Origin of the sequence: Amycolatopsis rhabdoformis, from assembly GCF_035918295.1 — a bacterium.
GTDB lineage: Bacteria > Actinomycetota > Actinomycetes > Mycobacteriales > Pseudonocardiaceae > Amycolatopsis > Amycolatopsis rhabdoformis.
The window spans coordinates 7,371,800-7,397,569 of sequence record NZ_CP142149.1; the positions used below are offsets into that span (position 1 = coordinate 7,371,800).

Annotated in this window: 24 protein-coding genes and 1 tRNA gene; 14 read left to right on the forward strand and 11 right to left on the reverse strand. The window is 70.9% G+C overall.

Annotation, left to right across the window (positions count from 1 at the left end; all coding sequences use genetic code 11):
* The first annotated feature begins 1 nt into the window (after position 1).
* On the forward strand, positions 2–277 hold the full coding sequence (locus tag VSH64_RS33980) for a hypothetical protein (protein ID WP_326566835.1): 276 nt from the start codon (positions 2–4) through the stop codon (positions 275–277).
* 12 nt (positions 278–289) lie between these two features.
* Here the strand turns inward: VSH64_RS33980 and VSH64_RS33985 are convergent, their stop codons facing one another.
* Entirely contained in the window at positions 290–2,779 is a 2,490-nt protein-coding gene (locus VSH64_RS33985) for a serine/threonine-protein kinase (protein WP_326566836.1), read from the reverse strand.
* A gap of 185 nt (positions 2,780–2,964) precedes the next feature.
* Here VSH64_RS33985 and VSH64_RS33990 point away from each other — a divergent pair, with 185 nt between their 5' ends.
* Entirely contained in the window at positions 2,965–3,933 is a 969-nt protein-coding gene (locus tag VSH64_RS33990; RefSeq protein WP_326566837.1) for a metallophosphoesterase, read from the forward strand.
* A gap of 29 nt (positions 3,934–3,962) precedes the next feature.
* Positions 3,963–4,036: transfer RNA gene (locus VSH64_RS33995), tRNA-Pro, on the forward strand.
* A gap of 164 nt (positions 4,037–4,200) precedes the next feature.
* Here VSH64_RS33995 and VSH64_RS34000 read toward each other — a convergent pair.
* A complete protein-coding gene (locus tag VSH64_RS34000) occupies positions 4,201–4,887 on the reverse strand; it encodes a class I SAM-dependent methyltransferase (protein WP_326566838.1) in 687 nt (228 codons plus the stop codon).
* A 40-nt stretch (positions 4,888–4,927) separates the two neighbouring features.
* Between VSH64_RS34000 and VSH64_RS34005 the strand changes: the two genes are divergently transcribed.
* On the forward strand, positions 4,928–6,769 hold the full coding sequence (locus tag VSH64_RS34005; RefSeq protein ID WP_326566839.1) for a S9 family peptidase: 1,842 nt from the start codon (positions 4,928–4,930) through the stop codon (positions 6,767–6,769).
* A 595-nt stretch (positions 6,770–7,364) separates the two neighbouring features.
* Here VSH64_RS34005 and VSH64_RS34010 read toward each other — a convergent pair.
* Positions 7,365–7,991 carry a TIGR03085 family metal-binding protein gene (locus VSH64_RS34010; RefSeq protein WP_326566840.1) on the reverse strand — a complete coding sequence of 209 codons (627 nt, stop codon included), beginning with the start codon at positions 7,989–7,991 and terminating at the stop codon, positions 7,365–7,367.
* 73 nt (positions 7,992–8,064) lie between these two features.
* Between VSH64_RS34010 and VSH64_RS34015 the strand changes: the two genes are divergently transcribed.
* On the forward strand, positions 8,065–8,652 hold the full coding sequence (locus VSH64_RS34015) for an oxidoreductase (protein ID WP_326566841.1): 588 nt from the start codon (positions 8,065–8,067) through the stop codon (positions 8,650–8,652).
* A 1,031-nt stretch (positions 8,653–9,683) separates the two neighbouring features.
* Here the strand turns inward: VSH64_RS34015 and VSH64_RS34020 are convergent.
* Both VSH64_RS34020 and VSH64_RS34025 read right to left on the reverse strand, forming a co-directional pair.
* The gene (locus VSH64_RS34020) at positions 9,684–11,075 is read right to left on the reverse strand and encodes a glutamate decarboxylase (protein ID WP_326566842.1); all 1,392 of its coding nucleotides are present in this window, start codon (positions 11,073–11,075) and stop codon (positions 9,684–9,686) included.
* Between the two features lie 53 nt (positions 11,076–11,128).
* Positions 11,129–12,610 (reverse strand): linalool dehydratase/isomerase domain-containing protein, encoded by a 1,482-nt coding sequence (locus VSH64_RS34025; RefSeq protein ID WP_326566843.1) that lies wholly within the window; start codon positions 12,608–12,610, stop codon positions 11,129–11,131.
* A gap of 208 nt (positions 12,611–12,818) precedes the next feature.
* On the opposite strand from VSH64_RS34025, the gene VSH64_RS34030 reads away from it, so the two are divergent.
* The gene (locus VSH64_RS34030; RefSeq protein WP_326566844.1) at positions 12,819–13,109 is read left to right on the forward strand and encodes a hypothetical protein; all 291 of its coding nucleotides are present in this window, start codon (positions 12,819–12,821) and stop codon (positions 13,107–13,109) included.
* An 80-nt stretch (positions 13,110–13,189) separates the two neighbouring features.
* On the opposite strand, the gene VSH64_RS34035 is transcribed toward VSH64_RS34030, so the two are convergent.
* From VSH64_RS34035 to VSH64_RS34045, 3 genes are all read right to left on the reverse strand, one after another.
* Positions 13,190–13,666, reverse strand: coding sequence for a Dps family protein (locus VSH64_RS34035; RefSeq protein ID WP_326566845.1), 477 nt, complete (start codon positions 13,664–13,666; stop codon positions 13,190–13,192).
* Positions 13,667–13,713: 47 nt separating this feature from the next.
* Complete coding sequence (locus VSH64_RS34040; RefSeq protein WP_326566846.1) at positions 13,714–14,136, reverse strand: organic hydroperoxide resistance protein; 423 nt, start codon at positions 14,134–14,136, stop codon at positions 13,714–13,716.
* 131 nt (positions 14,137–14,267) lie between these two features.
* Positions 14,268–14,834, reverse strand: a complete 567-nt coding sequence (locus VSH64_RS34045; protein ID WP_326566847.1) for an NADPH-dependent FMN reductase — start codon at positions 14,832–14,834, stop codon at positions 14,268–14,270.
* Positions 14,835–14,955: 121 nt separating this feature from the next.
* On the opposite strand from VSH64_RS34045, the gene VSH64_RS34050 reads away from it, so the two are divergent.
* Positions 14,956–16,011 carry an alpha/beta hydrolase gene (locus VSH64_RS34050; protein ID WP_326566848.1) on the forward strand — a complete coding sequence of 352 codons (1,056 nt, stop codon included), beginning with the start codon at positions 14,956–14,958 and terminating at the stop codon, positions 16,009–16,011.
* Positions 16,012–16,083: 72 nt separating this feature from the next.
* Here VSH64_RS34050 and VSH64_RS34055 read toward each other — a convergent pair whose 3' ends face one another.
* Entirely contained in the window at positions 16,084–16,608 is a 525-nt protein-coding gene (locus VSH64_RS34055; RefSeq protein ID WP_220244902.1) for a hypothetical protein, read from the reverse strand.
* A 435-nt stretch (positions 16,609–17,043) separates the two neighbouring features.
* Between VSH64_RS34055 and VSH64_RS34060 the strand changes: the two genes are divergently transcribed.
* Both VSH64_RS34060 and VSH64_RS34065 read left to right on the forward strand, forming a co-directional pair.
* On the forward strand, positions 17,044–17,244 hold the full coding sequence (locus tag VSH64_RS34060) for a hypothetical protein (RefSeq protein ID WP_326566849.1): 201 nt from the start codon (positions 17,044–17,046) through the stop codon (positions 17,242–17,244).
* Positions 17,245–17,303: 59 nt separating this feature from the next.
* Positions 17,304–18,470 (forward strand): MFS transporter, encoded by a 1,167-nt coding sequence (locus VSH64_RS34065; protein ID WP_326838100.1) that lies wholly within the window; start codon positions 17,304–17,306, stop codon positions 18,468–18,470.
* 138 nt (positions 18,471–18,608) lie between these two features.
* On the opposite strand, the gene VSH64_RS34070 is transcribed toward VSH64_RS34065, so the two are convergent.
* Positions 18,609–18,986, reverse strand: a complete 378-nt coding sequence (locus VSH64_RS34070; RefSeq protein ID WP_326566850.1) for a hypothetical protein — start codon at positions 18,984–18,986, stop codon at positions 18,609–18,611.
* Positions 18,987–19,037: 51 nt separating this feature from the next.
* Positions 19,038–20,228 carry an RtcB family protein gene (locus tag VSH64_RS34075; protein WP_326566851.1) on the reverse strand — a complete coding sequence of 397 codons (1,191 nt, stop codon included), beginning with the start codon at positions 20,226–20,228 and terminating at the stop codon, positions 19,038–19,040.
* A gap of 248 nt (positions 20,229–20,476) precedes the next feature.
* On the opposite strand from VSH64_RS34075, the gene VSH64_RS34080 reads away from it, so the two are divergent.
* The 5 genes from VSH64_RS34080 (at position 20,477) to VSH64_RS34100 (ending at position 25,743) form a co-directional block, all read left to right on the forward strand.
* Positions 20,477–21,949 carry a M48 family metalloprotease gene (locus VSH64_RS34080; RefSeq protein ID WP_326566852.1) on the forward strand — a complete coding sequence of 491 codons (1,473 nt, stop codon included), beginning with the start codon at positions 20,477–20,479 and terminating at the stop codon, positions 21,947–21,949.
* An 11-nt stretch (positions 21,950–21,960) separates the two neighbouring features.
* Complete coding sequence (locus tag VSH64_RS34085) at positions 21,961–23,082, forward strand: DUF4034 domain-containing protein (RefSeq protein WP_326566853.1); 1,122 nt, start codon at positions 21,961–21,963, stop codon at positions 23,080–23,082.
* A gap of 9 nt (positions 23,083–23,091) precedes the next feature.
* Positions 23,092–23,868, forward strand: a complete 777-nt coding sequence (locus tag VSH64_RS34090) for a M48 family metalloprotease (RefSeq protein WP_326566854.1) — start codon at positions 23,092–23,094, stop codon at positions 23,866–23,868.
* Positions 23,869–23,997: 129 nt separating this feature from the next.
* Positions 23,998–24,216 (forward strand): hypothetical protein, encoded by a 219-nt coding sequence (locus VSH64_RS34095; RefSeq protein ID WP_326566855.1) that lies wholly within the window; start codon positions 23,998–24,000, stop codon positions 24,214–24,216.
* A gap of 36 nt (positions 24,217–24,252) precedes the next feature.
* The gene (locus VSH64_RS34100) at positions 24,253–25,743 is read left to right on the forward strand and encodes a M48 family metallopeptidase (RefSeq protein ID WP_326566856.1); all 1,491 of its coding nucleotides are present in this window, start codon (positions 24,253–24,255) and stop codon (positions 25,741–25,743) included.
* Positions 25,744–25,770 lie beyond the last annotated feature (27 nt).

Sequence of the window (25,770 nt, forward strand, 5' to 3'; positions counted from 1 at the left end):
GATGGGGATCGCGTTCGCGTTTCTGCTCATCCTGTTCGCCACCACCCTGTTTCTGTCCACGTTGCCTTGGCGCCGGCCCGTCGACGTCTGGGTGCTGGCGGCGATCCCGCTCGGGTCGCTGGCGCTGGTGGCGTTCTTCCGCCTGGACGACTGGCCGGCCGGCGACTGGCCGGCGTTTCTGTGGCTCGGCACGCTCGGTCCGGGGTCGCTGATCGCGGTCGTGCGGCTGTTCCTCATCGCGCTCGGGCGTTCACCGGGAAAGCCGCGCCCGAGATGAATCCCGCGCCGATCAGAACTTCGCCAGCTTGCCGAGGATGACCTGGTTCCACCACATGTACATCTGCTCGCGCTCCTGTGGTGTCGACACGCCGTCGAACACGAGGACGCCGAGGGTGTGGGTGCGGGCGTCGGTGAAGACGAAGGTGTCGTCGTAGCAGGTGATGAAGTCGCCGGGGTGCGGGGCGTTGGCGTCGGGCCGGTAGTAGGAGCCCCAGATGCCGGGGTGGTCCACGGGGTCGCAGCCGCCGTGGTCGTCGTCGCGGATCAGGTTGTGGGCCTGGACCATGCCTTCGAAGAAGGCGGCCAGCGCGGCTTCGTCGGGGAACTGGTTGAAATGCGCCTGGGTCGGCTCGCGCAGGATGACGTTGCCGGACCGGAAGGTGCCGGCGGCCGACTTCGTGCAGTACGCCGCGGCGGTAGCACCCGGGACGGGCTGCGCCGCCGTGCAGCCGGTGCCCTGGTACGTCTCCGGCACCGGCACGTTCCCGCCCGGCTGCTGCGGCGCGCTCGACCCCGATGACTCCGGCGGTGGCGACGTCTTCGAACTGCTCCGCGTCGACGGCGGCGGACTGCTCGAACCGGACGTCGCCGTTGAGACCGGCGCCGGGCTCGGTGTCGGGGTGCCCCCGCCGCCGCCCGCCGTGTTCTGCCCCTGGCCACGGATGATCAGCACCGTCGCGACGACCGCGATCACCACCACAACCGCCACCACCCCCGTGACGACCGCCGCCCGCCTCGACTTCGGCGGCGGCACCGGCACCTGGCCCGGCCGCGTCGGCGGACCGCCCGGCCACGTCTGCCCCCCGGCGGCCAGCGGAATCGGCGTGTTCAGCGACGTCGCCCCCGGCGGCCCGCCGGCCGTCACGGGCCCGTTCGGGAACCCGGCTCCTGGCGTGAACGGACCGCTCACACCCGTCGGCGTCCCCACACGAGTGCCGCCGGTGTTCGGCCCAGGTGCCGAGAAGCCCGGAGGCGGCGTCTGGCCGACGAACTGGGGTCCGCTCTGGCCCTGATGCGGTGTCGGTCCACCGGGCCAAGTCCCGCCCGGGGTGGCGGCGAAGCCGGGCGGCGGTGTCTGCGCGCCGCCGGCGGGCGCAGCACCGGGCTGCGGTGCAGCTCCGGCGGGCGCACCGCCAGGCTGAGCCCCGGCAGCCGAGCCCGACGCTGCGCCGAGCTGACCCCCGGCGGCCGAGCCCGGCGCTGCGCCCAGCCCTGCCGAACCAGCACCAAGCTGGGACCCAGCAGCCAAGCCACGCCCTGCCCCCAGCCCCTCCGAACCACCACCAGATTGCGACCCAGCCGCCGGCCTATCACCGGGCTGCGCCCCAGCAGCCGAGCCCGGCACAGCACCCAGCGCCGCCGACCCCGGCCCTGCCCCCAAGCCTCCGCCAGACTGCGAACCACCGACCGAGCCTGCGGCCGCGCCCAGCCCCGCCGAGCCACCAAGCTGCGAACCAGCAGCCGACCCCAGCCCCGCCAAACCACCGCCGGGCTGCGAACCAGCCGCCGAGCCGGGAGCCGCCAAACCACCGCCAGGCTGCGAACCAGCAGCCGAGCCCGACCCAGCTCCCAGCCCGACCGAACCATCGCCGGACGCTGCCCCAGCACCCGCCGCACCCGCCGCCCCGAGACTCCCCTGCTGCCACACCGGCGCACTCGTCTCGGCACTCATCGCCGTCGGCCCCGACGCCCCCGCCAGTGCCGCGTCCACCGCCGCCGCGAAAGCGCCCGCCGTCGGATAGCGATCGGCCGGGTCCTTCGCCATTCCCCGTGACACCACGTCGTCAAGAGCGCGTGGCAGGTCCCTTCGCGCCGCGGACAGCAGCGGCGGCGGTGCGGTCAAGTGGGCGCCCATCTGGGCGATGGCGCCGTCCACGGGAAACGGCCGGTGGCCGGTCAGGCATTCGTAGAACACGCACGCGAGCGCGTATACGTCGACGGAACCGTCGAGCGCTTTGTCGCCAAAGCGTTCCGGCGCCATGTAGTCCAGGGTGCCGATGACGTTGCCCGTGCCCGTGATCGACGTCACGGCGCCGGACATCGAGCGCGCGATGCCGAAGTCCACCAGGTACACGAAATCACCGTCGGTGACCAGGATGTTCGACGGCTTCACGTCGCGGTGCACGAGGCCGTCGGCGTGGGCGGCGTCGAGCGCGCTGGCGACCTGCGTCATCAGGCCGGCCGCGCGGGCGGCGGTGAGCGGTCCCGCGGCGATCAGGTCCTTGAGGTCCTGGCCCTCGACCAGGCGCATGTCGAGGTAGAGGCGGCCGTCGATCTCGCCGTAGGCGTGGATCGGGATCACGTGCGGCTCCCGCAGCCGCGCCACCACTTGCGATTCGCGTCGGAAACGGGCGCGGAAAGCCTCGTCCGCCACGTACGCGTCGGAAAGCCGCTTCAGCGCGACGACCCGGTCGTGCGCGCTGTCGTAGGCGCGGTGCACCTCGCCCATCCCGCCGCGCCCCAGCAACGCCTCGATCCGGTACGGCCCGAACTGTTCCATCGTTCTCCCCAAGCCCCCCGGCTTGTTCACCCTTACTCGGGCCGACGCAGATGCTAACCAGCCCGTTCCCCCGAACCGCGCGGCGTCACCCAACTGTTGAGCACGCAATCGCATCACGGAACGCACGCTGAGTGATCATCGCTGCCCGCAAGCCCAGGACCACGCCGACCACGTATCCTCGCCTTGTGAGCACGCTCAGTAACACCAGCACCGCCAAGAAGCTCGCCGTGGGGACCCTCGCGCTCGGGACCGCGACGCTCGGTTACGCCGTCGGCGTCGAACGGCGGCGGTTCACCCTCCGCACCGCCGAGCTGCCCGTGCTGGCTCCCGGCTCGAAGCCGTTCACGATCCTGCACGTCTCGGACCTGCACATGCTCCCCGGACACCGCGCGAAGCAGCGCTGGGTGGCCGCGCTCGACCGGCTCGAACCCGACCTCGTCGTGAACACCGGGGACAACCTCTCGCACCGCACGGCCGTGCCGTCGGTGCTGCGCGCGCTCGGCCCGCTGCTCGACCGGCCCGGGGTGTTCGTGTTCGGCAGCAACGACTACTACGCGCCGAAGCCGAAGAACCCCGCGCGCTACCTCATGCCGAAGGGCAAGAAGAAGCGCATCCACGGCCTGAAGCTGCCGTGGCGCGACCTGCGCGCGGCCTTCGTCGAGCACGGCTGGACCGACCTCACCCACGCGCGCCACACGATCGACGTCGCGGGCCAGACCGTGTTCGCCGCCGGCCTCGACGACCCCCACCTGCACCGCGACCGCTACTCCGAGATCGCCGGCCAGGCCGACGCCGGCGCCGTCGTGCGCCTCGGCGTCACGCACTCGCCCGAGCCGCGCGTGCTCGACCCGTTCGCCTCCGACGGCTACGACCTCGTCCTCGCCGGCCACACCCACGGCGGCCAGCTGCGCGTGCCGGGCTACGGCGCCCTCGTGACCAACTGCGAACTCGACCGCACCCGCGCCCGCGGCGCCTCCCGCTGGGGCGCGCACATGTGGCTCCACGTCTCGGCCGGCCTGGGCACCTCGCCCTACGCCCCGGCGCGCTTCGCCTGCCCACCCGAGGCGAGCCTGTTGACGCTGGTCCCGCGCGGCTCCGGCGCCTCGGACGCCCGAAAGGCAACCCCGCGCAAACCCGCCGAGACCGTCGGCTAAACTTCTCCACGACCCGTTAAGCAGTACCTCGGGGTGTGGCGCAGCTTGGTAGCGTGCCTCGTTCGGGTCGAGGAGGTCGTGGGTTCGAATCCCGCCACCCCGACGAGTAAGAACCCTGCCCGTGTTTCGCGCGGGCAGGGTTCTTCCGTTTCAGGGGTTCTTCGCCGTTCTTCGCCGTGAGCCGGTCGCGCCGATCACCATCGACCGCGCGTTCGTGTCGCCGGACCTGATGCTCGGCATGATCGCGGCGCTCGCCAGCCCAAGGCGTCAGCGGGTCGCGGTCAGTTCCGTCCAACACTGCAGGAAATCGCCCGGGCCCGCCGTCCGCGTCCACGAGTAGGCGGAGCGCGCCGCGGACGTCAGCTGGTCGCGGTCCGGGTGGGTCGGATCGTTCAGGGCCGTGGCCAGCGAGTGCTCCACGAAGGTGGCCAGGTCGCGGTAGGCGAGGTCGGAGCGGTGGCGGGTGCGGGTGATCACCTCGGTGAAGCCGCTGTCGGAAACCTGCTCCGCGATGTTGCGGCCGGCGAACGGGTTGGCGCCCGTGCGGCGCAGGAGCAGGTAGTAGCCGCGCAGGGCGGCGTCGACGTTGGCGGTCTTCGGGCGCAGCCGGGCGCGGCTCCAGTCCGAAGTGGACAGCGCCAGGCGGCCGCCGGGGCGCAGGACGCGGTGGAGCTCGGCCAGGGCCAGCCCCGGTTCGGGCAGGCGTTCGAGGAGAGCGTGGGAGAAGGCGACGTCGGCTGAGGACGTGGGGAAGGGCAGGTCGAGCGGATCGGTCTCGATGTAGTCCACAGTGGACGCGCCGGAGCCGAAGCCCAGCGTGATCGTGCCGCGGCCGCAGCCCAGGTCGACCACCCGCATGCCCGGCGTGAAGAGCGCCTGCGCGAAGGCCGCGCGCTCCATCGCCGTGCGCGCCGCTCGCCTCGACGCCGCGTCCCGCGCGTATCCCTCCAGCACCCGGCACACAGTACGGCCACCAGGGTGGCAGGATCGAGGGGTGAGCACGCAGTCAGGCAACAAATATCCGCCCGCGGTGGTCCCCGACCGCCTGTTCGCCGACGCCGACGCCGAGTCCCGCTGGCGAGCCCGCTTCCACGCGGCCCGCATCTCCGTGCCCGAATGGGCCCGCGACGCCCCCGACGCCAACGTGTACGTCTCGAACGCCAGCGGCGTCTGGGAGGTCTACGCGTGGGATCGCGCCACCGACAGTCACCGCCGCGTCACCGACCGGCCCAACGGCACCCTGCACGCCACCCCCGCGCCCGACGGCTCGGCGATCTGGTGGTTCGACGACACCGACGGCGACGAGTTCGGCTCCTGGGTGAGCCAGCCGTTCGACGGCGACAGCTCCTCGGCCGCCAAGCCGCTGCCCGAGGTCCATGACGGCTACCCGGCCGGGCTCGAGCTGGGCTCGCGCGTGATCGCCGTCGGCGTGTCGACCGACGACGGCAGCGAGCTGTTCGCCAAGATCGGCGACAAGACCGAGCGCTTCTACAGCCACTCGGACGACGCGGGCATCGCGTCGCTCTCGCGCGACGAGAGCTTGGTGGCAATTTCACATTCCGAACACGGCGACTCACGCCACCCCGCGCTGCGCGTGCTGTCGACCGACGGCTTCACCACCGTCGCGGAGAAGTACGACGGCGAGGGCAAGGGCCTCTCGGCGCTGGAGTTCTCGCCGCTGCCCGGCGACCAGCGGCTGCTCGTGCTGCACGAACGCCGGGGCCGCGAGGAGCTGCTGATCTGGGACGTCCGCGCGGACACCGAGGTCGAGCTCACCATCGACCTGCCCGGTGAGGTGGTGGCCGACTGGTACCCCGACGCCCGCGCGTTGCTCGTGGTGCATTTCCACCAAGGCCGCAGTTCCCTGTACCGCTACGACCTCGACACGAGCGAACTGTCCTCTGTGGACACGCCGGCCGGCCGGATCGGCGGCGCGGGCGTGCGGCCCGACGGCACCATCGAGTACTCGTGGTCCAGCGCCGCCGAGCCGACGGCGGTGCGCAGCCGCGCAGCCGACGGCACCGACGCCGTGCTGCTCGCGCCGCCGGGTGAGCTGGCGCCGGGTTCGTCGCCGGTCACCGACGCGTTCGTGGAAGGCGTCGGCGGCCAGATCCACGCGCTGGTTTCGCGGCCGGCGGACGCGCCCGATGGCCCGTTGCCCACTGTGTTCTCCCTGCACGGCGGCCCGCACGCCGCCGACGAGGACCGCTTCTCCGCCTACCGCGCCACGTGGCTCGACGCCGGCTTCGCCGTGGTCGAGGTGAACTACCGCGGCTCCACCGGCTACGGCTCGGCCTGGCGCGACGCCATCGAGGGCCGGCCCGGCCTCACGGAGCTCGAAGACGTGGCCGCGGTGCACGACTGGGCCGTCGAAAGTGGACTGTCCGATAAGGACAAGTGCGTGGTCAACGGCGCGTCCTGGGGCGGCTACCTGTCCCTGCTCGCGCTCGGCACTCAGCCCACGCGCTGGGCGGCGGGCGTCGCTGGCGTGCCGGTGGCCGACTACGTGGCCGCGTACGAGGACGAGATGGAGCAGCTGCGCTCGTTCGACCGCGCGTTGTTCGGCGGTGCACCAGAAGATGTGCCCGCGGTGTACAAGGAATGTTCGCCGATTACCTACGTGGACGCCGTCGCCGCCCCGGTACTCATCCTCGCGGGCGACAACGACCCGCGCTGCCCCATCCGCCAGATCGAGAACTACCTCGACCGCCTGGGCAGCCGCGACGCCCCGCACGAGTTCTACCGCTACGACGCCGGCCACGGCTCACTGGTGATCGCCGAGACGATCAAGCAGACCTCGATCGAGGTCGACTTCGCGTTGAGGGCTCTGCGTTGAGGGCTCTGCGTTGAGGGCTCTGCGTTGAGCCGTTCCTGGCTGGGGTCCGCTGCGGCGGTCTCAGCCAGGAAATCGGCTTGAGATTCGGCCTGCCGGGCTCACGGAGGTACGGAGCAGTGGAGTCGAGCCGTTGGGTTTCACTGGCCGTCGCGGCTGAAGGCTGTGTAGTGCCGTCGGCCGGCGGGCGCAGTTGTCCACAAGTCCGCCACCCTGTGGACAACCTGGCTGAACAGCGGGTCTTGTCGGACCTGCCCGGTAGAATGGATCATGGGCGGCCCCCGGGAGGGTGGGCTATGCCGTCGCGCGAGGGATGGGGCGAGATCAGGCTGGGGAGCCGTTCGGCAGAGCCAAGAAAACCGAGGAGTGAAGGTCCGGAATCAACGTTCCGACGCTCGGCCGAGTGAGGGCGCAGAGTCGACGTTCCGGCGATCAGCGGAGTAGCGGCGCATAGCCGACGTTCCAACACTCAGCGGAGTGGCAGCGCAGAGCCGACGTTCCAGCGATCAGCGGACCACCAGGCCAACCCGCTGCCGTCCGGAGTGGACCAGCACGCGAGTAACGGCGCAGAGCCGACATTTCGGCTCTCCCGCCGACATCACATGCCGAAGCTGGCCGCCTGCAGTCGCTCGATCGCAGCGGAGTCGCCGTCGAACTTGAGGTGCACGGCAGAGCGGCCGAAGACGAACAGCAGCAGGTCGATCGGATCACCGGTGACGGTGACCGAGGGCGTGCCCGACTTGGCCTGGGCGGTGCGGCCGTCGGTGTGGCGCAGGACGACGCCGACCGGGGATTTGCGGAGGTTGAGCTTCGCGGACTGGCGGGCGAAGCGCCAAGCGGCCTCGTCGCGGGCCGGGTCGGCGGGGCGGGGTTCCCAGCCCGGCTGGGCGCGGATCACGTCTTCGTGGTGGACGAGGAATTCGGCGCCGTTGGTGAGTTCGTTGAGGGGGCCGATGGCCGCGGGCCAGTACCAGGAAGGGCCGCGGCGGACCTGGTCGATCAGGGCGGGCCACGGCTTGGCCGCGTAGCCGTCCTGCACGCGCTTCGTGTGGCCGGCGAACGCGGGCAGCATGATGCCGGGCGAGGCGTCGATGCGGTGTTCGCGCACGATGAGGTGCGCGGCGAGGTCGCGCGTCGTCCAGCCTTCGCAGAGGGTCGGGGCGTCGGGGCCGACCTGTTCGAAGAGTGCGCTCAGCGCCTGGCGTTCGTCTGCGGCAAGACCCATGTCCTCGACATTACTCGCGAGTACGACCACCGCGCCGGGACGAGACGACCACCACTGGGTGTTTCATCGAATCGTGAGCCGACTCTTCGAACCCCTCTCCCTGCGGGGCCTGACGCTGCCGAACCGCGCGTGGGTCTCGCCGATGTGCCAGTACTCCGCCGCCGACGGCGTGCCGAACGACTGGCACCTCGTCCACCTGGGCCAGTTCGCCGTCGGCGGCGCCGGGCTCGTCCTCACCGAGGCCAGCGCCGTGGTGCCGGAGGGGCGGATCAGCCCCCAGGACGCGGGCATCTGGAACGACGAACAGGCGGAGGCCTGGCGCCGGATCACCGACTTCGCCCACGCGCAGGGCGCGGTCATCGGCATGCAGCTCGGCCACGCGGGGCGCAAGGCCTCGACGCGTCGGCCGTGGGAAGGCATCGGCACGGTGCCGGCGTCGGAAGGCGGCTGGCCCAGCGTCGGCGCGGACGACCAGCCCTTCGGCGACTACGCGCCCGCCCGTGGCCCGCGCCCTCCTTCGCGACCCGCACTGGCCGCAGCGCGCGGCCCAAGCGCTGGGCGCCGAGGTGCGGTGGGCGGACCAGTACTTGCGGGCGAAGCCGCGTCGCTAAGGCTCGGGCCGGCGCCGAGCTCCGGATTCGGCGCAGGCCCGCAGCAGTGAAACGGCGCGAAGGTGGCCGGTCGTAGCGGGACCCTCTGCGGTCCACCCGCGCGCCGACGCACCTACCCCGTGCCCCCTGGTTCGCGCGGCACCTCAGCGGCGAAACGCAGCAGAGGTGACCGGCCTGTGCCCCGGCAACCTGCGGGCGAAGCCGCGCCGCTGAGGGTCACGCCTGCGCCGAACTCCGGGTTCGGCGCGGGCCGTCGGTGGTGGAACTGTGTCGAGATGGCTGGGTCGTGCCTGGCCTACCTGCGACCCAGACCACGCCGCTGGCACACCCGCCGGCGCCGCGAGGTTCGCGCGGGCCCTCAGCGGTGAAACGCCACGGAGACCGACCGGTTCCTGCCGCGACCGCCGGCGGCCGAAGCTGCGCCGCTCAGACTCCCGCCTGCGCCGAACTGCGGGTTCGACCGCGGGCCCTTGGTGGCGAAGCGGTGTGGAGGTCGCCGGGTCGTGCCGAAACCACCTGCGGTCCGAGAGGTTCGCACGGGTCCTCATCGGTGGAACGGCGCAGAGGACTGAGTCGTGCCAGAACCACCTGCGGCCGAAGCCGCCCCGCTGGCGCACCCGCCCGCGCCAAGCGCCGAGACCCGCCTCACCTCAGCCGCGAAACGTCGCAGACGGGCCGGTTCGTGCCGCGACGGCCGAGACCCAAACCGCCACACCAACGCACCCGCCCGCGCGAAGCTCCTAAGACAGAGCGGGAACCGCAACGGCGGAACGCCTCGGAGGCGGCCGGTTCGTGCTGCAACCACCCGCAGCCCAAGCCGCGCCCGCCAACCACCCCGGCCGAGATCCGAAGTCCGCGCCGCACCTCAGCCGCGAAACGTCGCAGACGGGGCCGGCTCGTGCCGCGACGACCGAGACTCGAGAAGGCGCACCGACGCACCCGCCTGGGTCGAGATTCGAAGTCCGAGCGGGTCCTCAGTGGCGAAACGCCGTGGAGGTGGCCGGCTCGTGCCGCAACCAACCGCAAGCCCAAACCATGCCCGCCAACCACCCGAGCCCAGACCCGAAGTCCGCGCCGATCCTCAGTGGTGGAAAGCCGTCGACGTGGCCGGGTCGTGTTGTGGTGCGGATTGGCGTTCCAGTTCCGGCAGGGTGCGGCGGAGGTCGTCGAGGAGGAGGTCGGCCAGGTCGTGGGTGAAGCCGTTGCGGACGACGACGCGGAGGACCGCCAGGTCGGTCCGTTTTTCCGGGAAGGTGTAGGCCGGGACGAGCCAGCCGCGTTCGCGGAGGCGGCGGGAGACGTCGAAGACGTCGTAGGAGGTGACGTCCGGGTTGGTGGTGAAGGCGAACACCGGCAGCTGGTCGCCGCGGGTGAGGAGCTTGAAGGGGCCGAGGGCGGCGATCGCGTCGGAGAGGTGGAGGGCGACGTCGCGGGAGGCTTGCTGCACGGCGCGGAAGCCTTCGCGGCCCAGGCGCACGAAGGTGTAGTACTGCGCTGCCACTTCCGCGCCGGGGCGGGAGAAGTTGAGGGCGAACGTCGGCATGTCGCCGCCGAGGTAGTTGACGTTGAACACCAGCTCGGAGGGCAGCGCCTCGCGGTTGCGCCACACGACCCAGCCGACGCCGGGGTACACGAGGCCGTACTTGTGCCCCGACGTGTTGATCGACGCGACGCGCGGCAGGCGGAAGTCCCACGCCAGGTCCTCGTCGAGGAACGGCGCGATCATCGCGCCCGAGGCGCCGTCGACGTGGACCGGGATGTCCCAGCCGGTGCGGGCCTGCAGGTCGTCGAGAGCGGCGGCGATCTCGGCGACGGGTTCGTAGCTGCCGTCGAAAGTGGACCCGAGGATGGCGACCACGCCGATGGTGTTCTCGTCGCAGCGCTTCACCGCTTCTTCGGCGGACAGGTGCAACCGGTCGCCGTCCATGGGCACCAGGCGGGGCTCGACCTCCCAGTACTCGCAGAACTTGTCCCAGCACACCTGCACGTTCACGCCCATCACCAGGTTGGGCTTCCCGGTGCGGCCGAGCTTCGTCCAGCGCCGCTTCAGCGCCATGCCGGCGAGCATGCACGCCTCCGACGAGCCCGTGGTCGAGCAGCCCATGATGTCGGTGGGATCGGGCGCGTGCCACAGATCGGCGAGGATGTTCACGCAGCGCCGCTCGAGCTCGGCCGTCTGCGGGTACTCGTCCTTGTCGATCATGTTCTTGTCCACGCACTCGGCCATCAGGTCGCGCGCCTGCGGCTCCATCCACGTGGTGACGAACGTGGCCAGGTTGAGCCGCGCGTTGCCGTCGAGCATCAGCTCGTCGCGCACGAGCTGCAACGCGGCGTCCGGCGGCAGCGGGTCGTCGCGCAGCTTGTTGTGCGGCATCACGAAGTCTGCCGCCAGGGCGGGATTTGCCCCTGCGTACAGGGGATTCGTGCCCGATTTACGGTTGGACCCGTTCTGTTCCCCGCTGTGCAGCACCATGGTTCCGACCGTACTGCCGCGCGGCGGGTTCGCCAGCCCAAGACACCCGGCCGTCATTTCAGCGGCGTCACCTCCAGCACCTGTGCTTCGGGTCCGCAGCGGAACACGAGCCCGGCCTCGGTCCGGTCCAGTTCGGTCAGCTCGACGCCGTCGAGCCGCGCCCGCCACTCGCCCTCGACGCGGCCGATGGTCACCGTGCCCTCGCCCGGCACGCCGGGCGTGCGCCGCAGCCGAGCGTGCAGCACGCCGTCGACAACCTCCGCCTGGCTCACCTCCACGTCCCGATCGACGACGGTCAGTGCCGGTTCCTCGAAGTGGCTCGCCGGCCACGGATTGGTGTAGAGGCCCCAGAGGCCGTCCGGGGTGTTGAGGCGGGCGTAGCCGAGCAGGACGTTGCCGCTCATGGGCTCGATGTCGGTGCGGTTGCCGTCGGCGTCGGTCGGGACGTCATTACGCGGGTAGTACAGGCCGTCTTCGCGCCAGGTCGGGTTCATGAAGCGGTCGGCGTGGGCGAGCAGGCCGTCGAGGGTGGTCTGGTCACCCATCTCCGACGCCCACGCCGCCACCCAGCCGAAGTCACACGTGTCGGTGATGACCGGCTGGCCCATCACTTCGCGCGCGGGCGCCGAGCGCACCGACCGCGTGCCGTCCGGGCCGTCGATCAGGAACTGCCGCACCTGCTCGGGGTAACCCTGGTGGACGAAGTCGCGGTTCCACATGTTCATCAGCGCGCCGCACCACGCGTCGACCCACGGCGACGGCGCTTCGTTGGGCCGCACGCGCTTCGAATCGGCGGTGATCATCATGTTGTAGTGGCCCGATCCGTCGAGCCGGCCGAAGTCGGCCCACGCGCGTTCGTAGCCGGCCACCACCTCGTCCGCACGGGTGCCGCCGGTGATCAGGTCGTGGAGGCGGAAGCCGAGGATGGCGGGCTGGTTGCAGATCTGGAACACGCAGTTGGGCTCGCACGCCACGCCCAGGTAGCCGTTTTCCACCATCTGCCAGTAGATGTGCTCGTTGAGCGACTCGCGGTCGTACGGGAACCGCTTCTCCTCGCCACCCCAGAAGTACGACCAGTGCTGGAAAGTCAACGAGCCGGGCTGCGCGAACTCGTCGGTGGCGAACAGGTAGTCGTGCAGCAGGGCCATGGATTGCACGTACGCGCTGTACATGATGTTGTCGCGCACCACGGGATCCCACTCCTCCTTGAGATCCCCGAGGTGCGCGTTGACCACCGCCCCGCCGCGGCTCACGTCCCGCCAGTACAGCCACACCTCGGGCATCAGGATCTTGTCGATCAGCCGCCGCAGCGTCGGCCGGAACAGCCCCGGCGCGGCGGGCAGCCGGTGGCGGTGCGTGAGGGCCAGCGCGTACGCCATGTACGCGAGCTGGAAGCGGTAGCCGCCGAAATCGTCCTGGCCGGTTCCCTTGCCCTGCATGAAGGACCAGTCGTTGCGGAACTGGCGGGAGAGGTTGTCGAAGTGTCTGAGGTGACCGAGCTGCTGGCGATCCAGCGGCGGGCGGAGAGCGGGCATGCCGTCAAGTGAACACCGGGGCGGGCGGAAAAGCCCGGTTTTGGTGGTGCGAACGGTCCTCTCGTGCGGTTTTCGGCACGAAGGTGCCGCTCGCGCCGGGATGCGTACGTGGGCGTACGCAGTGAAGCGCGGCAACGCGGGGGCCCCGGTTTCAGCCGGCCGGAAAACATCGCGCGGAACGAAACCAACGTGGGCGACAATGCCCGGGATGACCGAAACCGATCCGCCGGACCACGCTGCCGGTGAAGCTCTCCCCGACCCCGAGTTGACCGCGGCGATCCTCTCGGCGGCTCTGCACCACGACGACGTGCTGCTCACGAAGATCGCCACCGCCGTCGTCGCCGGCGGCACCGATCGCGAACACGTCCTGCAGGCCTGCTACGCGGCCCAGGACGAAATCCAAAAGGCCTCCGGCGACGAAGACGACCCAGCCGAAGATCATCTCCTCGACCTGATGGACCGCCTGGTTGGCTGGTGCCCACCCGGCGCGGCCATCTAGCACCAGCGCTCCTGAGCAGCCAACGAAAAACGGGCCGCCCACCTCGAAAGGTGAGCGGCCCGCTCGAGAGCAAGAACCCGTCAGGCCTGCTGCGCCTGCCACATCCAGTGGGCCTCTTCCAAAGCGCGCGTGATTTCGATCAGCAGGTCCTGCGTCACGAGGTCGCTCTTGTCCGTTTCGTCGATGCGCTTGCGGAGGCGCTCGATGAGCGTCGCGAGGATGTCGACGATGGCGGCGACCGTGGATTCCACCGACTGCCAGTTGTCGGGGTAGGCCGGGGCGCCCGAGCTTTCCACGACGGTCTTCGCCTTGGCGTTCGGTGAGACGCCGATGGCGTTGGCGCGCTCGGCGACCTCGTCGGTGTACTGGCGGGCCGTGGCGACGAGTTCGTCGAGCTGCAGGTGGGCGCTGCGGAAGTTCTTGCCCACCACGTTCCAGTGGGCCTGCTTCGCGATGAGCGAAAGATCCACGAGGTCGACGAGTGTCGCCTGCAGGGCGTTGCCCGTGATCTCCTTGTCGGCGTCGCTGAGCGGGCTCTTGATGGGAGAGTTGGCCATCGGGGGTGTCCTTCCTCTGTCGTGGTGGCGGAAGCGGGCCGGGAAACTCAGACCGTGGTGGTGAGGGCGACCTCGATGTTGCCGCGGGTCGCGTTGGAGTACGGGCAGACCTGGTGGGCCTGCTCCACGAGCGAGTCGGCCTGGGCCTTGTCCAGGCCGGGCAGCGCGACGTTCAGCGCGACGCCCAGCTTGAAGCCCACTTCCTGCTTGTACAGGCTGACCTCGGCGGTCACGGTCGACTCCGGCAGCTGCACCTTCCCCGCGCGGGCCACGGCCTGCAGCGCGCTGTGGAAGCACGCGGAGTAGCCGGCGGCGAACAGCTGCTCGGGATTGGTCTTGTCACCGCCCGGGCCGCCCATTTCCTTCGGGATCGCCAACGACTCGTCGATGACCCCGTCGGACGAGGTCACTTCGCCGTTGCGGCCCTCGCCGCGCGCGGTCGCGGCCGCGGTGTAGATCGCGTCAGCCATTCCTTCGCCTACCTCCTGGTCGGGACGCCTGGCTCGGCGTCTCATCGGTAACAACGTTCCACATCAGCGGAACCTTGCCACCGCATGGCAGGCATCACGGCGGGAATACCCGGCGTCGGGCGGATGAAACCTCAGCGGGACAGGGTGAACTCGGCCACCTGACGGCCGATCAGGCGCAGCGTACGCACGCTTTTGTCGTCGGACGCGCCGCCGGCCTCGTCGAACTTGGTCTCGGCGGAGTTGATCGAACCACCCAGTGGAGTGGCCCAGCCGCGCAGCGCGTGCGTGATCGTGCGCAGCTGGTCGAGCGTGGTCACGGCCGCCTGCCAGCCGAAGGCGACGGCGGCGAGACCGACCGCGCGCCCGTCGAGGTACGGGCGGGTGTCCTCGCGCAGGTCCTCCACGTAGTCCAGGGCGTTCTTGACCAGCCCGGACAGCGCGCCGTGGTAGCCGGGCGACACGACGATGAGGCCGTCGGCGCGGCGGATGCTTTCGATCAGCCGCTGCGCCCGCTCATCGCGTTCGCGCACGGCCTGGTCGTAGAACGGCAGCACGAGCTCCGGCCCGGGGATCAGCTCGGTGGACACCCCGAGCTCGGCGGCCGCGTCGAGAGCGATCTTCAGGGCGCGCTCGGACTGCGACCCGTCGCGCAGCGAACCGCCGATCCCGAGCACCCTGACCGTCTTGGCTGAAGTCACGTACCCGAGGCTAACCCCTCGACTTAACTGGAGGACCAGGATCTGGGACGGAGTTCCCGATCACAACTGGACCCGGTACCTACTCGCAAGTAACGTCGGGGCCGACAGCCGAGGAGGAACGATGGCGATCCCGCTCCAGGTCCGTGTCCAGGCCGCCGGCGCGCAGCTGGTGTTCTGGCTGCCCCGGCCCGTCCGGCGGCTCATCGCCGGGCCGCCGCTGCGGCGCGACGGGCAGGAGCTCGCGCTCGACGCCCAGCTCCTGCTGCGCCTTCAGCAGCTCACCGGCACCGAGCTGGCCGGCGACACCGTGGAGGGCTCACGCCTCGGCCTGGAGCTCGGCCGGCACCTGGTGAGCGGCAAGACGATCGAGCCCGTGGCCGTGCGCGACCTGGTGATCCCAGCCGGCGGCACCTCGCTCGACGCGACGCTCTACACCCCCGCCGGCCTGCCCGAACCGTCCGGCCTGCTGGTGTTCTTCCACGGCGGCGGCTGGGTCGTCGGCTCGCGCGCCACCCACGACAACGCCGCGCGCTACCTCGCGAAGCACGCCGGCGTGCGCGTGCTGTCGGTCGAGTACCGGATGGCGCCGGAACACCCGTTCCCGACGCCGTTCGAAGACGCGCTGGCCGCGTTCGACTACGCCCACGAGCACGCCGCGCAGCTCGGCGCGGATTCCGAACGCATCGCCGTGGGCGGCGACAGCGCGGGCGGCAACCTCGCCGCCGCGCTCACACTGGCGGCGGTGCGCCGCGGCGGCCCGGCGCCGGCGTTCCAGCTGCTGATCTACCCGGCCGTGGACTTCACCACGCGCCGGCGCTCCCGCGAGATCTTCGGCGAGAAGCTGTTCCTCACCGACGCGTCGATGACCTGGTTCGAGGGCCATTACGTGCCGGCCGGCACCGACCTGGCCGACCCGCGCCTGTCGCCGCTGGTCGCGATCGACCACAGTGGACTGCCACCGGCGTTCATCATGACCGCGGGCTTCGACCCGTTGCGCGACGAGGGCGAGGCGTACGCGGAGAAGCTGCGCGACGCGGGCGTCTCCGTGGTGGTGAGCCGCCAATCGGACCTGATCCACGGCTTCCTGAACTTCACCGGCGTCGGCAGCCGCTTCCGCGAGGCGACGGCGGAGCTGGCCGGCGCGCTGCGGCTCGGGCTGGCGCCGAAGGCGAAATAGCTCCGGACACCACCGGAGCCTGGTGCGGCGAACCGCACCAGGCTCCGAAAACCCCGTGATCCGGGGGTGGTGTTACGCGCCCGGGACCGGCAGCGGTGGCACCGGCAGCGGCGGCACCGGCAGGGAGCCGAGCAGTCCGCCCAGGATGCCGGTGACGGCACCCAGCAGGGCCTTCAGCAGGTCGCTCACGATCTTCAGCGGACCCGGCAGGTCCGGGATCGGCGGGAGCGGCAGCGGCGGGAGCTGCCGCGGCGACGCCGACGGGTCGGAGAGCAGACGGCTGGACTCGTCCGCACGGCCCTTGGCCGCCGAGGACAGCTGCTGCGTCTCCGACTGGATCGTGTAGCGCTTGCCCGCGGCGAGGTCGCCGAGGACAGGGCTGAGCTTGTCCAGGTCGGCGCGCGTGAGACCGACGTTGCCGGCGTACGCGGCCTTCGTCAGGTCGTCTCGCATCTGGAGCACCTGAGCGCCGACAGCTTCGGTGGACGACGAGCCTTTGCCACCCGCAGGGCTCGCCGAGGCCATCCCCGAGGTGCCGACGGCCAGCAGACTGCCGGCGGCTACCAAGGCGATGATCCGCCCAATCTTGCCTTTCATTCTTACCTCCTGGCCTCTGAAGACCTGACGGGTAAATCGATACCCGCCGTGTCGGCCCAGCACCAGCCGATCACCTTAATGGGACGTTTTCTAACCCTTACGTGCCGAATCCGTCGGCCGGGAACATGCCCGCAATTGATTAACGTGGACGGCTTGCCCATCCCCCTGAAGATCATCATGACCGATCATGAATCGGACTCGGAGTAGTCGTTCTCCCCGAACGGCCCTGTTGCTCACCCGAACAGGTGTATTGCGTGATCGTTTACCCTCATCACTCCGTCGGACCGCGTGTCGCCACTGCTCCGGACGGGGTGTCCCCCACGCACGCACCGCCACCGGTGGAGTAGCGGGATCACGGGCAGATCTCCGGCGCAAGGACCAGGGGAAACGGAAAACGGCGCGCGCACGAATGCGCACCCGTCCAAGGGTCCGCAGGTGAGCGAAGAAATGCTTAAAAACATTCGCGAATTGTTTCGCGTCAGAATTGTGAGTTGCGCTGATTTGGCGTTCGGGCGTTCGCCGCCGGCCAGCCTGACGCTCGGACCCGGCGGACCCGGCCGGACGAGCAGGGAGACCACCGTCACGAAGATCGCGCCAAAAGAAGTTGCACGTGCGTACCAGGATTTGCTCTCATGAGGTACGTGCCCTTCGAGCCGTACCGCCAGGTGCTGTCCCTGCCCCGCGTCCGTCCGTCCATGGCGCTGATGTTCTTCGCGCGCCTGCCGATGACCATGACCGGCGTCACGCTCACCCTCTACGTGGTCAGCAACCTGGGCCACGGTTACGGCGCGGCCGGCATCGTCGGCGCCGCCACCACGCTGGGCATGGCGCTCGGCGCGCCGCTGCTCGGGCGCACGATCGACCGCTACGGCCTGCGTCCGGTGGTCGCGGTGTGCGGGGTCGCGTCCACGGCGTTCTGGATCGCCGCGCCCCACCTCTCCTACGCGGTGCTCGTGGCGTGCGCGCTGCCCGCCGGCTTCCTGTCCGTGCCCGCCGGCTCGCTGGCGCGCCAGATCCTGGCCGCGCTCGTGCCCGCCGAACACCGGCGCGCCGCCTACTCGCTCGACACGATCCTGGTGGAAGCGTCGTTCATGATCGGCCCGGCGGCCGGCATCGCGGCGATCACGGCGCTGTCGGCCACGCTCACCCTCAGCGCGATCGGCGTGCTCTTCGGCGGCACGGCGTTGCTCATCTTCCTGCTCAACCCCCCGATCCGGAACGAGGACGAGCTCGCCCCGGTCGGCTCCGTGCGGCCGCCACTGCGGTCGTGGCTCAGCGGCCGGCTGCTCGCCACGCTTCTGGTGGCCGCCGGCGCGCTGTTCTGCCTGGTCGGCACGGAGGTCGCGACGCTAGCGGCGCTGCGCTCCCACGGTGACGTCGGCTGGACCGGCCTGGTCATCGCGGTGATGTGCGCGGCCTCCATGCTCGGCGGCATCGTGCACGGGGCCGTGCGGAAGTCGTTGCCGCAGGGCGTGCTGATGCTGCTGCTCGCGGCACTGGTGCTGCCGGTGGGGCTGGCGGACCAGCCGTGGTGGCTGCTGATGCTCGTGCTGATCCCGACCAACCTGCTCTGCGCCCCCACGCTCGCCGCCACCACCGAAACGGTGAGCGCCATCGCGCCCCCGGCCGTGCGCGGCGAGGCCATGGGCCTGCAGGACGCGTCGACCCGGCTCGGGCTGGCGGCCGGGAGCCCGGTGGTGGGCTTCGCGATCGACCACTCGAGTCCGGCGTGGGGGTTCGTGGCCGCGGGTGCGGGTGGTCTGGTCCTGGCGGCGGCCGGGTTGCTGTGGACGCATCGGCGCCGGAGCGCGGCGGGTGCTTCGGCACCGGCGATGGCTGCGGCGGTGCAGGCTCGGCGGTGACGCCGGTCCTGGTTTCGTCTTACGCACCGAATGCCCTGGCCGGGCGCGGTCAGGCCGGGTCAGCCGTCGGTAGCGCGGCGGTTCGCCGCCGGTCGGCTCAGGTGCTCCGGACGGCCGAGGAGACGCGGATCCGCCGGCTCAGCTGCAGGCCTTGCGCAGCGCGTCCAGCTTCGTGACATTCCGCTTCGCCCACGCGGCCACCACGCCGGCGTCCTGGATGTGCTCCTTCTGGACCTCGACGTAGGAGTCCGCCATGCCGAGCAGGGCGTTCTTCACGTCCTGCTCCTGGACGTCGGCCGCCAGGGCGCGCAGGCGTTGTTCCTTGTCCTGGGCGCGGGCCTTGAGCTTGTCGGGGTCGACCAGCGGGTTGAGGTCAGCCAGGCCGAGGGCCTGGGTGCAGGTGCCGACCTTGTCGGCTGTCGAGCTGGCCGTGTCCACGGCCGAGTTGACCTGGTCGCAGCCGGCCAGCAGCAATCCGGCGGCCGTCAGCGCGGCCACCGCTCCCCACCTCGTCATGGTCACAGCGTAGCGGGCTCGCGGGCCCCCGAGCGGGACCCGCGAGCACCTTCACCCCTTCACGCAGACGACCTGCTTCAGGTGCGCCACGACCTCCACGAGGTCGGTCTGCGCCTGGATCACCGCGTCGATGTCCTTGTAGGCCGCGGGGATCTCGTCGACCACGCCGGTGTCCTTGCGGCACTCGACGCCGTCGGTCTGGGCGGCGAGGTCGGCCGCGGTGAACGTCTTGCGGGCCTTCGTGCGCGACATCCGCCGGCCCGCGCCGTGCGAGGCCGATTCGAACGAGTCCCGGTTGCCGAGCCCGCGCACGATGTACGAGCCGGTGCCCATGCTGCCCGGGATGATCCCGAGGTCACCCGCGCCGGCCCGGATCGCGCCCTTGCGGGTCACGAGCAGGTCGACGCCGTCGTAGGTCTCCTCGGCGACGTAGTTGTGGTGGCACGAGATAGCGTCGTCGAACGTGGTGCCCGGCACGACCTCGGCGACGGCGAGCTTCACCAGCGCCACCATGGTGGCCCGGTTGCGCGCCGCGTAGTCCTGCGCCCAGAACAGGTCACGCCGGTAGGCCGCCATCTCCGGCGTACCCGCGACGAACACCGCGAGGTCGCGGTCGGGCAGGTCCGCGTTGTGCGGCAGCTTGCGCGCCACGGCCATGTGCCGCTCCGCGAGCTCCTTGCCGATGTTGCGCGAACCCGAATGCAGCATCACCCACACCCGGCCCTCGTCGGCACCGCCCTGCTCGAGGCAGACCTCGATGAAGTGGTTCCCGCCACCGAGGCTGCCGACCTGCCGCGCCGCGCGGTCGTGCAGACCCTGCACGCCCTCGTGGAGCGCGCCGAACGACTTCCAGAACGTGTCCCAGCCGCCCACGCCGTGGACCTTCGCCGGGTTCACGGGCGTCTTGTGCAGCCCGAACCCCACCGGCACGGCCGACTCGATCCGCCGCCGCAGCCGGCCGAGGTCGTCGGGCAGGTCCGCCGCGGTGAGCGACGTGCGCACCGCGCTCATCCCACACCCGATGTCCACGCCGACCGCCGCCGGCGACACCGCGTCACGCATGGCGATGACACTGCCCACCGTGGCGCCCTTGCCGTAGTGGACGTCCGGCATCACCGCGACGCCGTGCACCCAGGGCAGGTTGGCGACGTTGTGCAGCTGGCGCATGGCTTGATCCTCGACCGACGTGGGGTCGGCCCACATCCGGATCGGGACGCGAGCACCGTCTACCGCCGTGTACATGACTTTCCTTTCGTGGCTGGGTTTCTGACAAGAGCATGCCCCGCGTGGACGGTCTCGCGCCACGGGTTTTAGCCGGGTGCTGGTGTCCACATCAGACACCGGGACTCGGCCCGAAAGGTTCGGTTTGCCTGGTTCTGCTGGTCAGCGGCCGATTCGTGAGCGAAACGAAATCGAGGTTCCCGCCGATATCGGGCACGATGATCGAGCCCGGCGCTGGGTGCGCCGCTCTGGGAGGAATCCGCTTTTCCATGAAGAACTCTTCGCGAGCATTGCTCGCTGTCGTACTGCTGGCCGGGTTCCCGGTGCTCGTGCTGGCGATCATCGCGGCGCTCGTGGTGCTCGAGATCTACGCGTTCCGCGACCGCCCGACCATCGGCCTGCGGCTCGGGATCATCACCGTGCCGGTGATTTACGTGCTGCTGCAGGCCCTTTTCACCATCGAACGCTCGGGCGACGACGAGGTCTCGGGCCTGCCGGTGACCCCCGCCGAGCAACCGGAGCTGTGGGCGCTGGTCCGCGAGCTCGCCGCCACCGTGGGCACCCGGCCGCCGGACGCGATCTACCTGGTGCCCCAGGTCAACGCGGCCGTCCAGGAGCAGACGCGGTGGCTCGGCCTGCAGGTGAAAAGTCGCCGGCTGTTCATCGGCGCGCAACTGTTCGCCGGCCTGCGGACCGACCAGTTCCGCGCGGTCGTGGGCCACGAGCTCGCGCACTACAGCAACCGCGACACCCGCTTCGCCGGCGCGACTTACCGTGGCCGGCAGACGATCGGGCGAGTCGTGAATGGACTGAACGGCAGCACGTGGTTCGGCCGGATGCTGCAGAAGCTGTTCCACGCCTACGCCAAGCTCTACTTCGCCGTGTCGATGCGAGTGAGCCGCGGCCAGGAGCTCGCCGCCGACGTCGCGGCCGCCCAGGTCGCGGGCACCGCCGCGGCGACCAGCGCGTTGCGCGAGGTCGAGGCGCTCGACGTCGTGTGGCGATTCTTCCTGAACAGCTACGCGACGCTGGGCTGGAAAGCGGGCTACCTGCCGGCCCGGCTGGCGGAGGGATACCGCCACCTGCTGGCCGACGGCGGCCGCGCCGAGGAGATCGACGAGGTGCGGCGCAATCCCCCGAAGCACAAGAGCTCGCCGTACGACAGCCACCCGCCCACGCTCGAGCGCATCGCGGTGCTCGAAGCGGCGCCCGCCGTGCCCGTCACCCCGGGCGGCGAGCGACCGGCGACCGAAATCCTGCGCGAGGCGGCCAAGACGCTCGACGCCACCCTGCTCACCGGCCTGTCGACCGAGGCCCGCCGGAAGAAGCCGGTGGACTGGGAGACGCTCGTCGACGCCTCCACCCGGCACCAGTTCGGTGAGGACGCGGCGAAGATCCTGCGGAACCGGAAGCTGCCGGACCTCCTCGACGCTCTCGACGCCGGCCGGCTCGACGAGCTGGCCGACCCCGCGGTGAAGGTACCCACCGGCGCCGGTGCGCGAGCGCGCCGGGAGCTGCTCGCCGGGTCCGTCCGCACCCGACTGTCCACTGTGGTCATCTCGGACCTGGCCGCCGCGGGCCACGCGAAGTGGGCGCTGTCGTGGTCCGGGCCGGCCGAGCTGGCGCTCGACGCGCCGTACGACGAAGCACTGGAGCCGGCGCTCGACGCCGCCGTCACCGGGGACACCTCCGGCCTGCGGGCCCTGCTGCCCGCCGCCGAACCCGACCCGATCCCTTCTTGAGGAGCACACCCATGGGAATCATCAGCCTGCTGTTCAACCCGAGACGCCGCAAGACCGCGATGGCGCTGGCCAAGGCCGCGCGCGAACGCGGGATGACCGTGGCCGAGTTCACGAGCTCGCTCAGCCGTGAAGACCTGGCACGCTACGTCGCGCCGGACAAGAAGGCGCCGCACGTGACGGTGCCGGACGTGACGAAGTTCGGCCTGCCGCCGGACGCCGACGTCACGGCGGACACGTTCGTCTCGGACCGCGAGATCGACGAGGCCGAGCGGGCATTCGTCTCCGGGGACTGGAAACCGGCGGCGCAGCTGCTCTCCGAGATCGGCACCGGCTGGGACCGGCGCACCATTCTCGTGCGCAGCCTCGGTGAGGCCGTCGCGAACGACGAGGCCGCGCTGGACCTCTGGCGCGACGAACGCCCGGGTGACCCGGACGCCGCCGCCGTGAACGCCGAAGGTCTGGTGTGCCTCGCCTGGCAGGTCCGCAGCTCGCTGCGAGCCGAGCACGTGAGCCGCGAGCAGTTCCAGAAGTTCTTCGCCATCCTCGAATCCGCCAAGCCCGCAGCCCAGGAGGCGGCGGCGCTGGCGCCCGAAGATCCCACGCCGTGGGTGACGATGCTGGCCGTCGCTCGCGGTCTGCAGTACGAAAACGACGCGTTCCGCGAGGTGTGGGAGCAGCTGGTCGCCCGCGATCCGCACCACTTGCCCGCGCACAACTCCGCGCTCCAGTACTGGTGCGAGAAGTGGTTCGGGTCGCACGAGCTGATGTGGGCGTTCGCCGAGGAGGGCGCCGCGAAACACCCGAAGCTGGCGCGGCTGCCCCTGGTGGCGGCACACGAGGCGGACTACCGCGGGGTCAAGGGTGCTTGGCGCAACCCGCTGGTCGCGCCCGCTGTCGATCGGCTGCTGCCCTGGCTCGACGGCGAAGGCCGTGACGACCCGGGCACGGTGACGAGCCGGGCGTACGCCGCGCGGGCGCTGGTGGAGCTCGGGCGCGGCGAGGAGGCCGTGGAGCAGTTCCGGCACCTCGGCGTGCACGCGGACGCCCTTGTCTGGGCGTACGGCAACAAGGGCCGGATCGCGGAGTTCAAGCGCGTCCGGTACCTGGCCTGCCGCCTCGTCCAGAAGGCCTGACGCGGTCCCATGCCACACGGCGGGAAGGCGCGCAAGGTCCTGGCCGTCGGTTTGCTCGCGGTGCTGCCGTTCATCGCCGTGCTCGGGCCCGCGATCGTGGTCGGGGTGGCGGTTTTCCTGCTGTCGCGCGGGAACCTGCTGCTGTTGGGGCTGGTTCCCGCGGTCGTGGCGACCACGGGCGCGTCGATGCGATCCCTCCTGGCCTTCGACCGCAAGGCGGCGGTCCCCGGCGCGCGGTGGTCCGTATCGCCCGCGGAGCAGCCGTGGTTGTGGTCGCTCGCGCGGGAGGCCGCGGCGGAGGCGGGGACGTTCGCGCCCGACCGCGTGGTGCTCGTGTCCGAGCCGGAAGCCGGCGCGGTCGACCACACGCGGTGGTTCGGGCTGCGGCACACCGGACGTTCGCTGGTCGTCGGGGCGCCGGTGTTGCTCGGTCTCAGCCGGACGGAGCTGCGGGCCGCACTGGTCCGCTCGTTCGCGCTGCACGCACACGCCGGCCTCGACGCGGTCGTGCAGCGCGGCGCGGGTTCGATGATGCGGGTGCCCGACGCCTTGGCGCAGCCGGGGCTGCACTGGTTCACCGCGCCGCTGGTGCGGTCCCTCGCGGCGCTTACCTGCGTCTGGTCACCACGTCGTACGGCCCGCCCGAGCCCACGCTGTTCGAGGTGCTGGCCACCGTGCGGACGGCGTGGCGGTTCTACGCTGACAACTTCGTCACGATGGCCTGGCCCCAGGGTTACCGGCCCACCGACCTCGTCGGCGGCTTCCGCGGTTTCCTCGGCAAGGTGACCACAGTGGACGATCAAGCCGAGCGGCTGCTGATCAACCCGGACGCGGTCCTCGGCGCCGTGCTCTTCGCCGGCCTGCCCGAGGACGCCGCCACGAAACGACCCACCGACTGGAACACCCCTCGCCGACGTGGCGACGCAAAGCGTTTCTCGCGATCGTGCAGCGAAGATCTGCGAACTCCGCACCCTGCCCGTGCGCCTCGACGACCTCGACAAGCACGGCCTCGCGGAAATCGCCGAGCCCGGCCTCGCGGCGTGCGCGCAGGTGCCTGACACGGCGCCGCTGCGGGAACTACTGGGCTTCGCGGTGGAAACGAATGAGCCACCGGAGACGATCTGCAGGGGATGAAGTCGGGCGCGATGAGCGTCCGCTGGGGAGGTTCGGATGAAGACATCACCGCGTGCGCTGGCCGCGGTCGCGCTGCTGGCGGGGTTTCCACTGCTGGTCGTGGTGCTCGTGGCCGGGATCGTGACCGTCGAGGTCTACGCACTGTTCCACTCGCCGATCTGGGCGCTGGCGTTCGGCGTCATCGCGGTGCCGAGCCTCGGCGTGCTGCTTAAAACGGTGCTCATCCTCGGCCGGCCGCCACGCGAGGAACCCGGCCTGCGCGTGCTGCCCGAGGAGCAGCCCGAGCTGTGGAATCTCGTCCGTGAGCTCGCGGACGAGATCGGCAGGCGTGCTCCCGACCGGATCTTCCTGACCGCGGACGCGAACGCCGGTGTCCTGCACGAGAACCACCTCTTCCGGCCTTCGCAGCGGCAATTGCTGCTCGGTGCGCTGCTGCTCAGCGCCTTCCGGCTCGATCAGCTGCGGGCCGTCCTGGCCCACGAACTCACCCACTACGACCACGGCCAGTGGTCGAGGGCCGCGACCTACCGCTGGCACCGGTCGCTCAGCCGGACGGTGCTCGGCCTGGACCACGCCCGGGGCCTCGACTGGTTCGTCCGGCCGCTGCTGCAGAGCTACGCGAAGGCGTACTTCGCCGTCTCGGCTCGGGTCCGCCGCGACGCGGAGTTCGCCGCGGACCTCGGCGCGGTGCGCCTCGCCGGCACCGCCGCGGCGGTGAGCGCGCTGCGGGAGTCGGAAGGGCTGGCGGAGGCCTGGGGGTTCTTCCTGGACAACTACGCCGCCGAGGGCTGGGCCGCCGGCTACTTCCCGGCCCGGCTCGCCGAGGGGTACCGGGCGTTGCTGGCCGACGACTGGCGCAAGCGGGAGATCGCCGACGTGCGCAAGACCTTGGCGAAACGCAAGACCGCGCGCTTCGACCACCACCCGGCCACGCCCGAGCGGATCGCGGCCCTCGAAACGGCTCCCGCCGTGGCGCCGCCGGCCGGTGGCGATGGCCCCGCGTACCAAATCCTGCGAGACGCCGAGGAATTCCTCGACACCGCGTTGCTCACCGGGCTCGTCGACGAGGTCAGCACCAAGGAGCGCACCGACTGGGACACCCTGGCCGGCCTCGGTGCCCACCACACGGCACTCGGCAATGCCCTTGGTGTGCTGGGTGGCCGAACCCTGGGCGACGCGCTGGACATGATCGACACCGGCGAAGCCACCCCGCTCGCTGCCCCCGGGTTCACCGTGCCGGCCGGAGCGGCACCCGAGGTGCGCCGGGCCATGGTCGGGGCGGCGATCCGGCGCCGCCTTTCCCTGGTGGTCACGGCGGCGCTCGCCGACGCCGGCGTGGTGCGCTGGCGGGTGTCGTGGTCCGGACCGGCCGAGATCGTGGTCGACGGGCCCGGCAACGAAGCCGTTTCGGCGGCGCTGGACGCCGCGTGCACCGCCGACCCGGACACGACACCGCTGCGGGTGCTGCTCAAGGAGGCGGAGGTCCCGCTGGACTACCGGCCCTCACGCAGCACCGCCTTGGGCTGAACGAAACCGGCCGCCTCTCCCCGAATC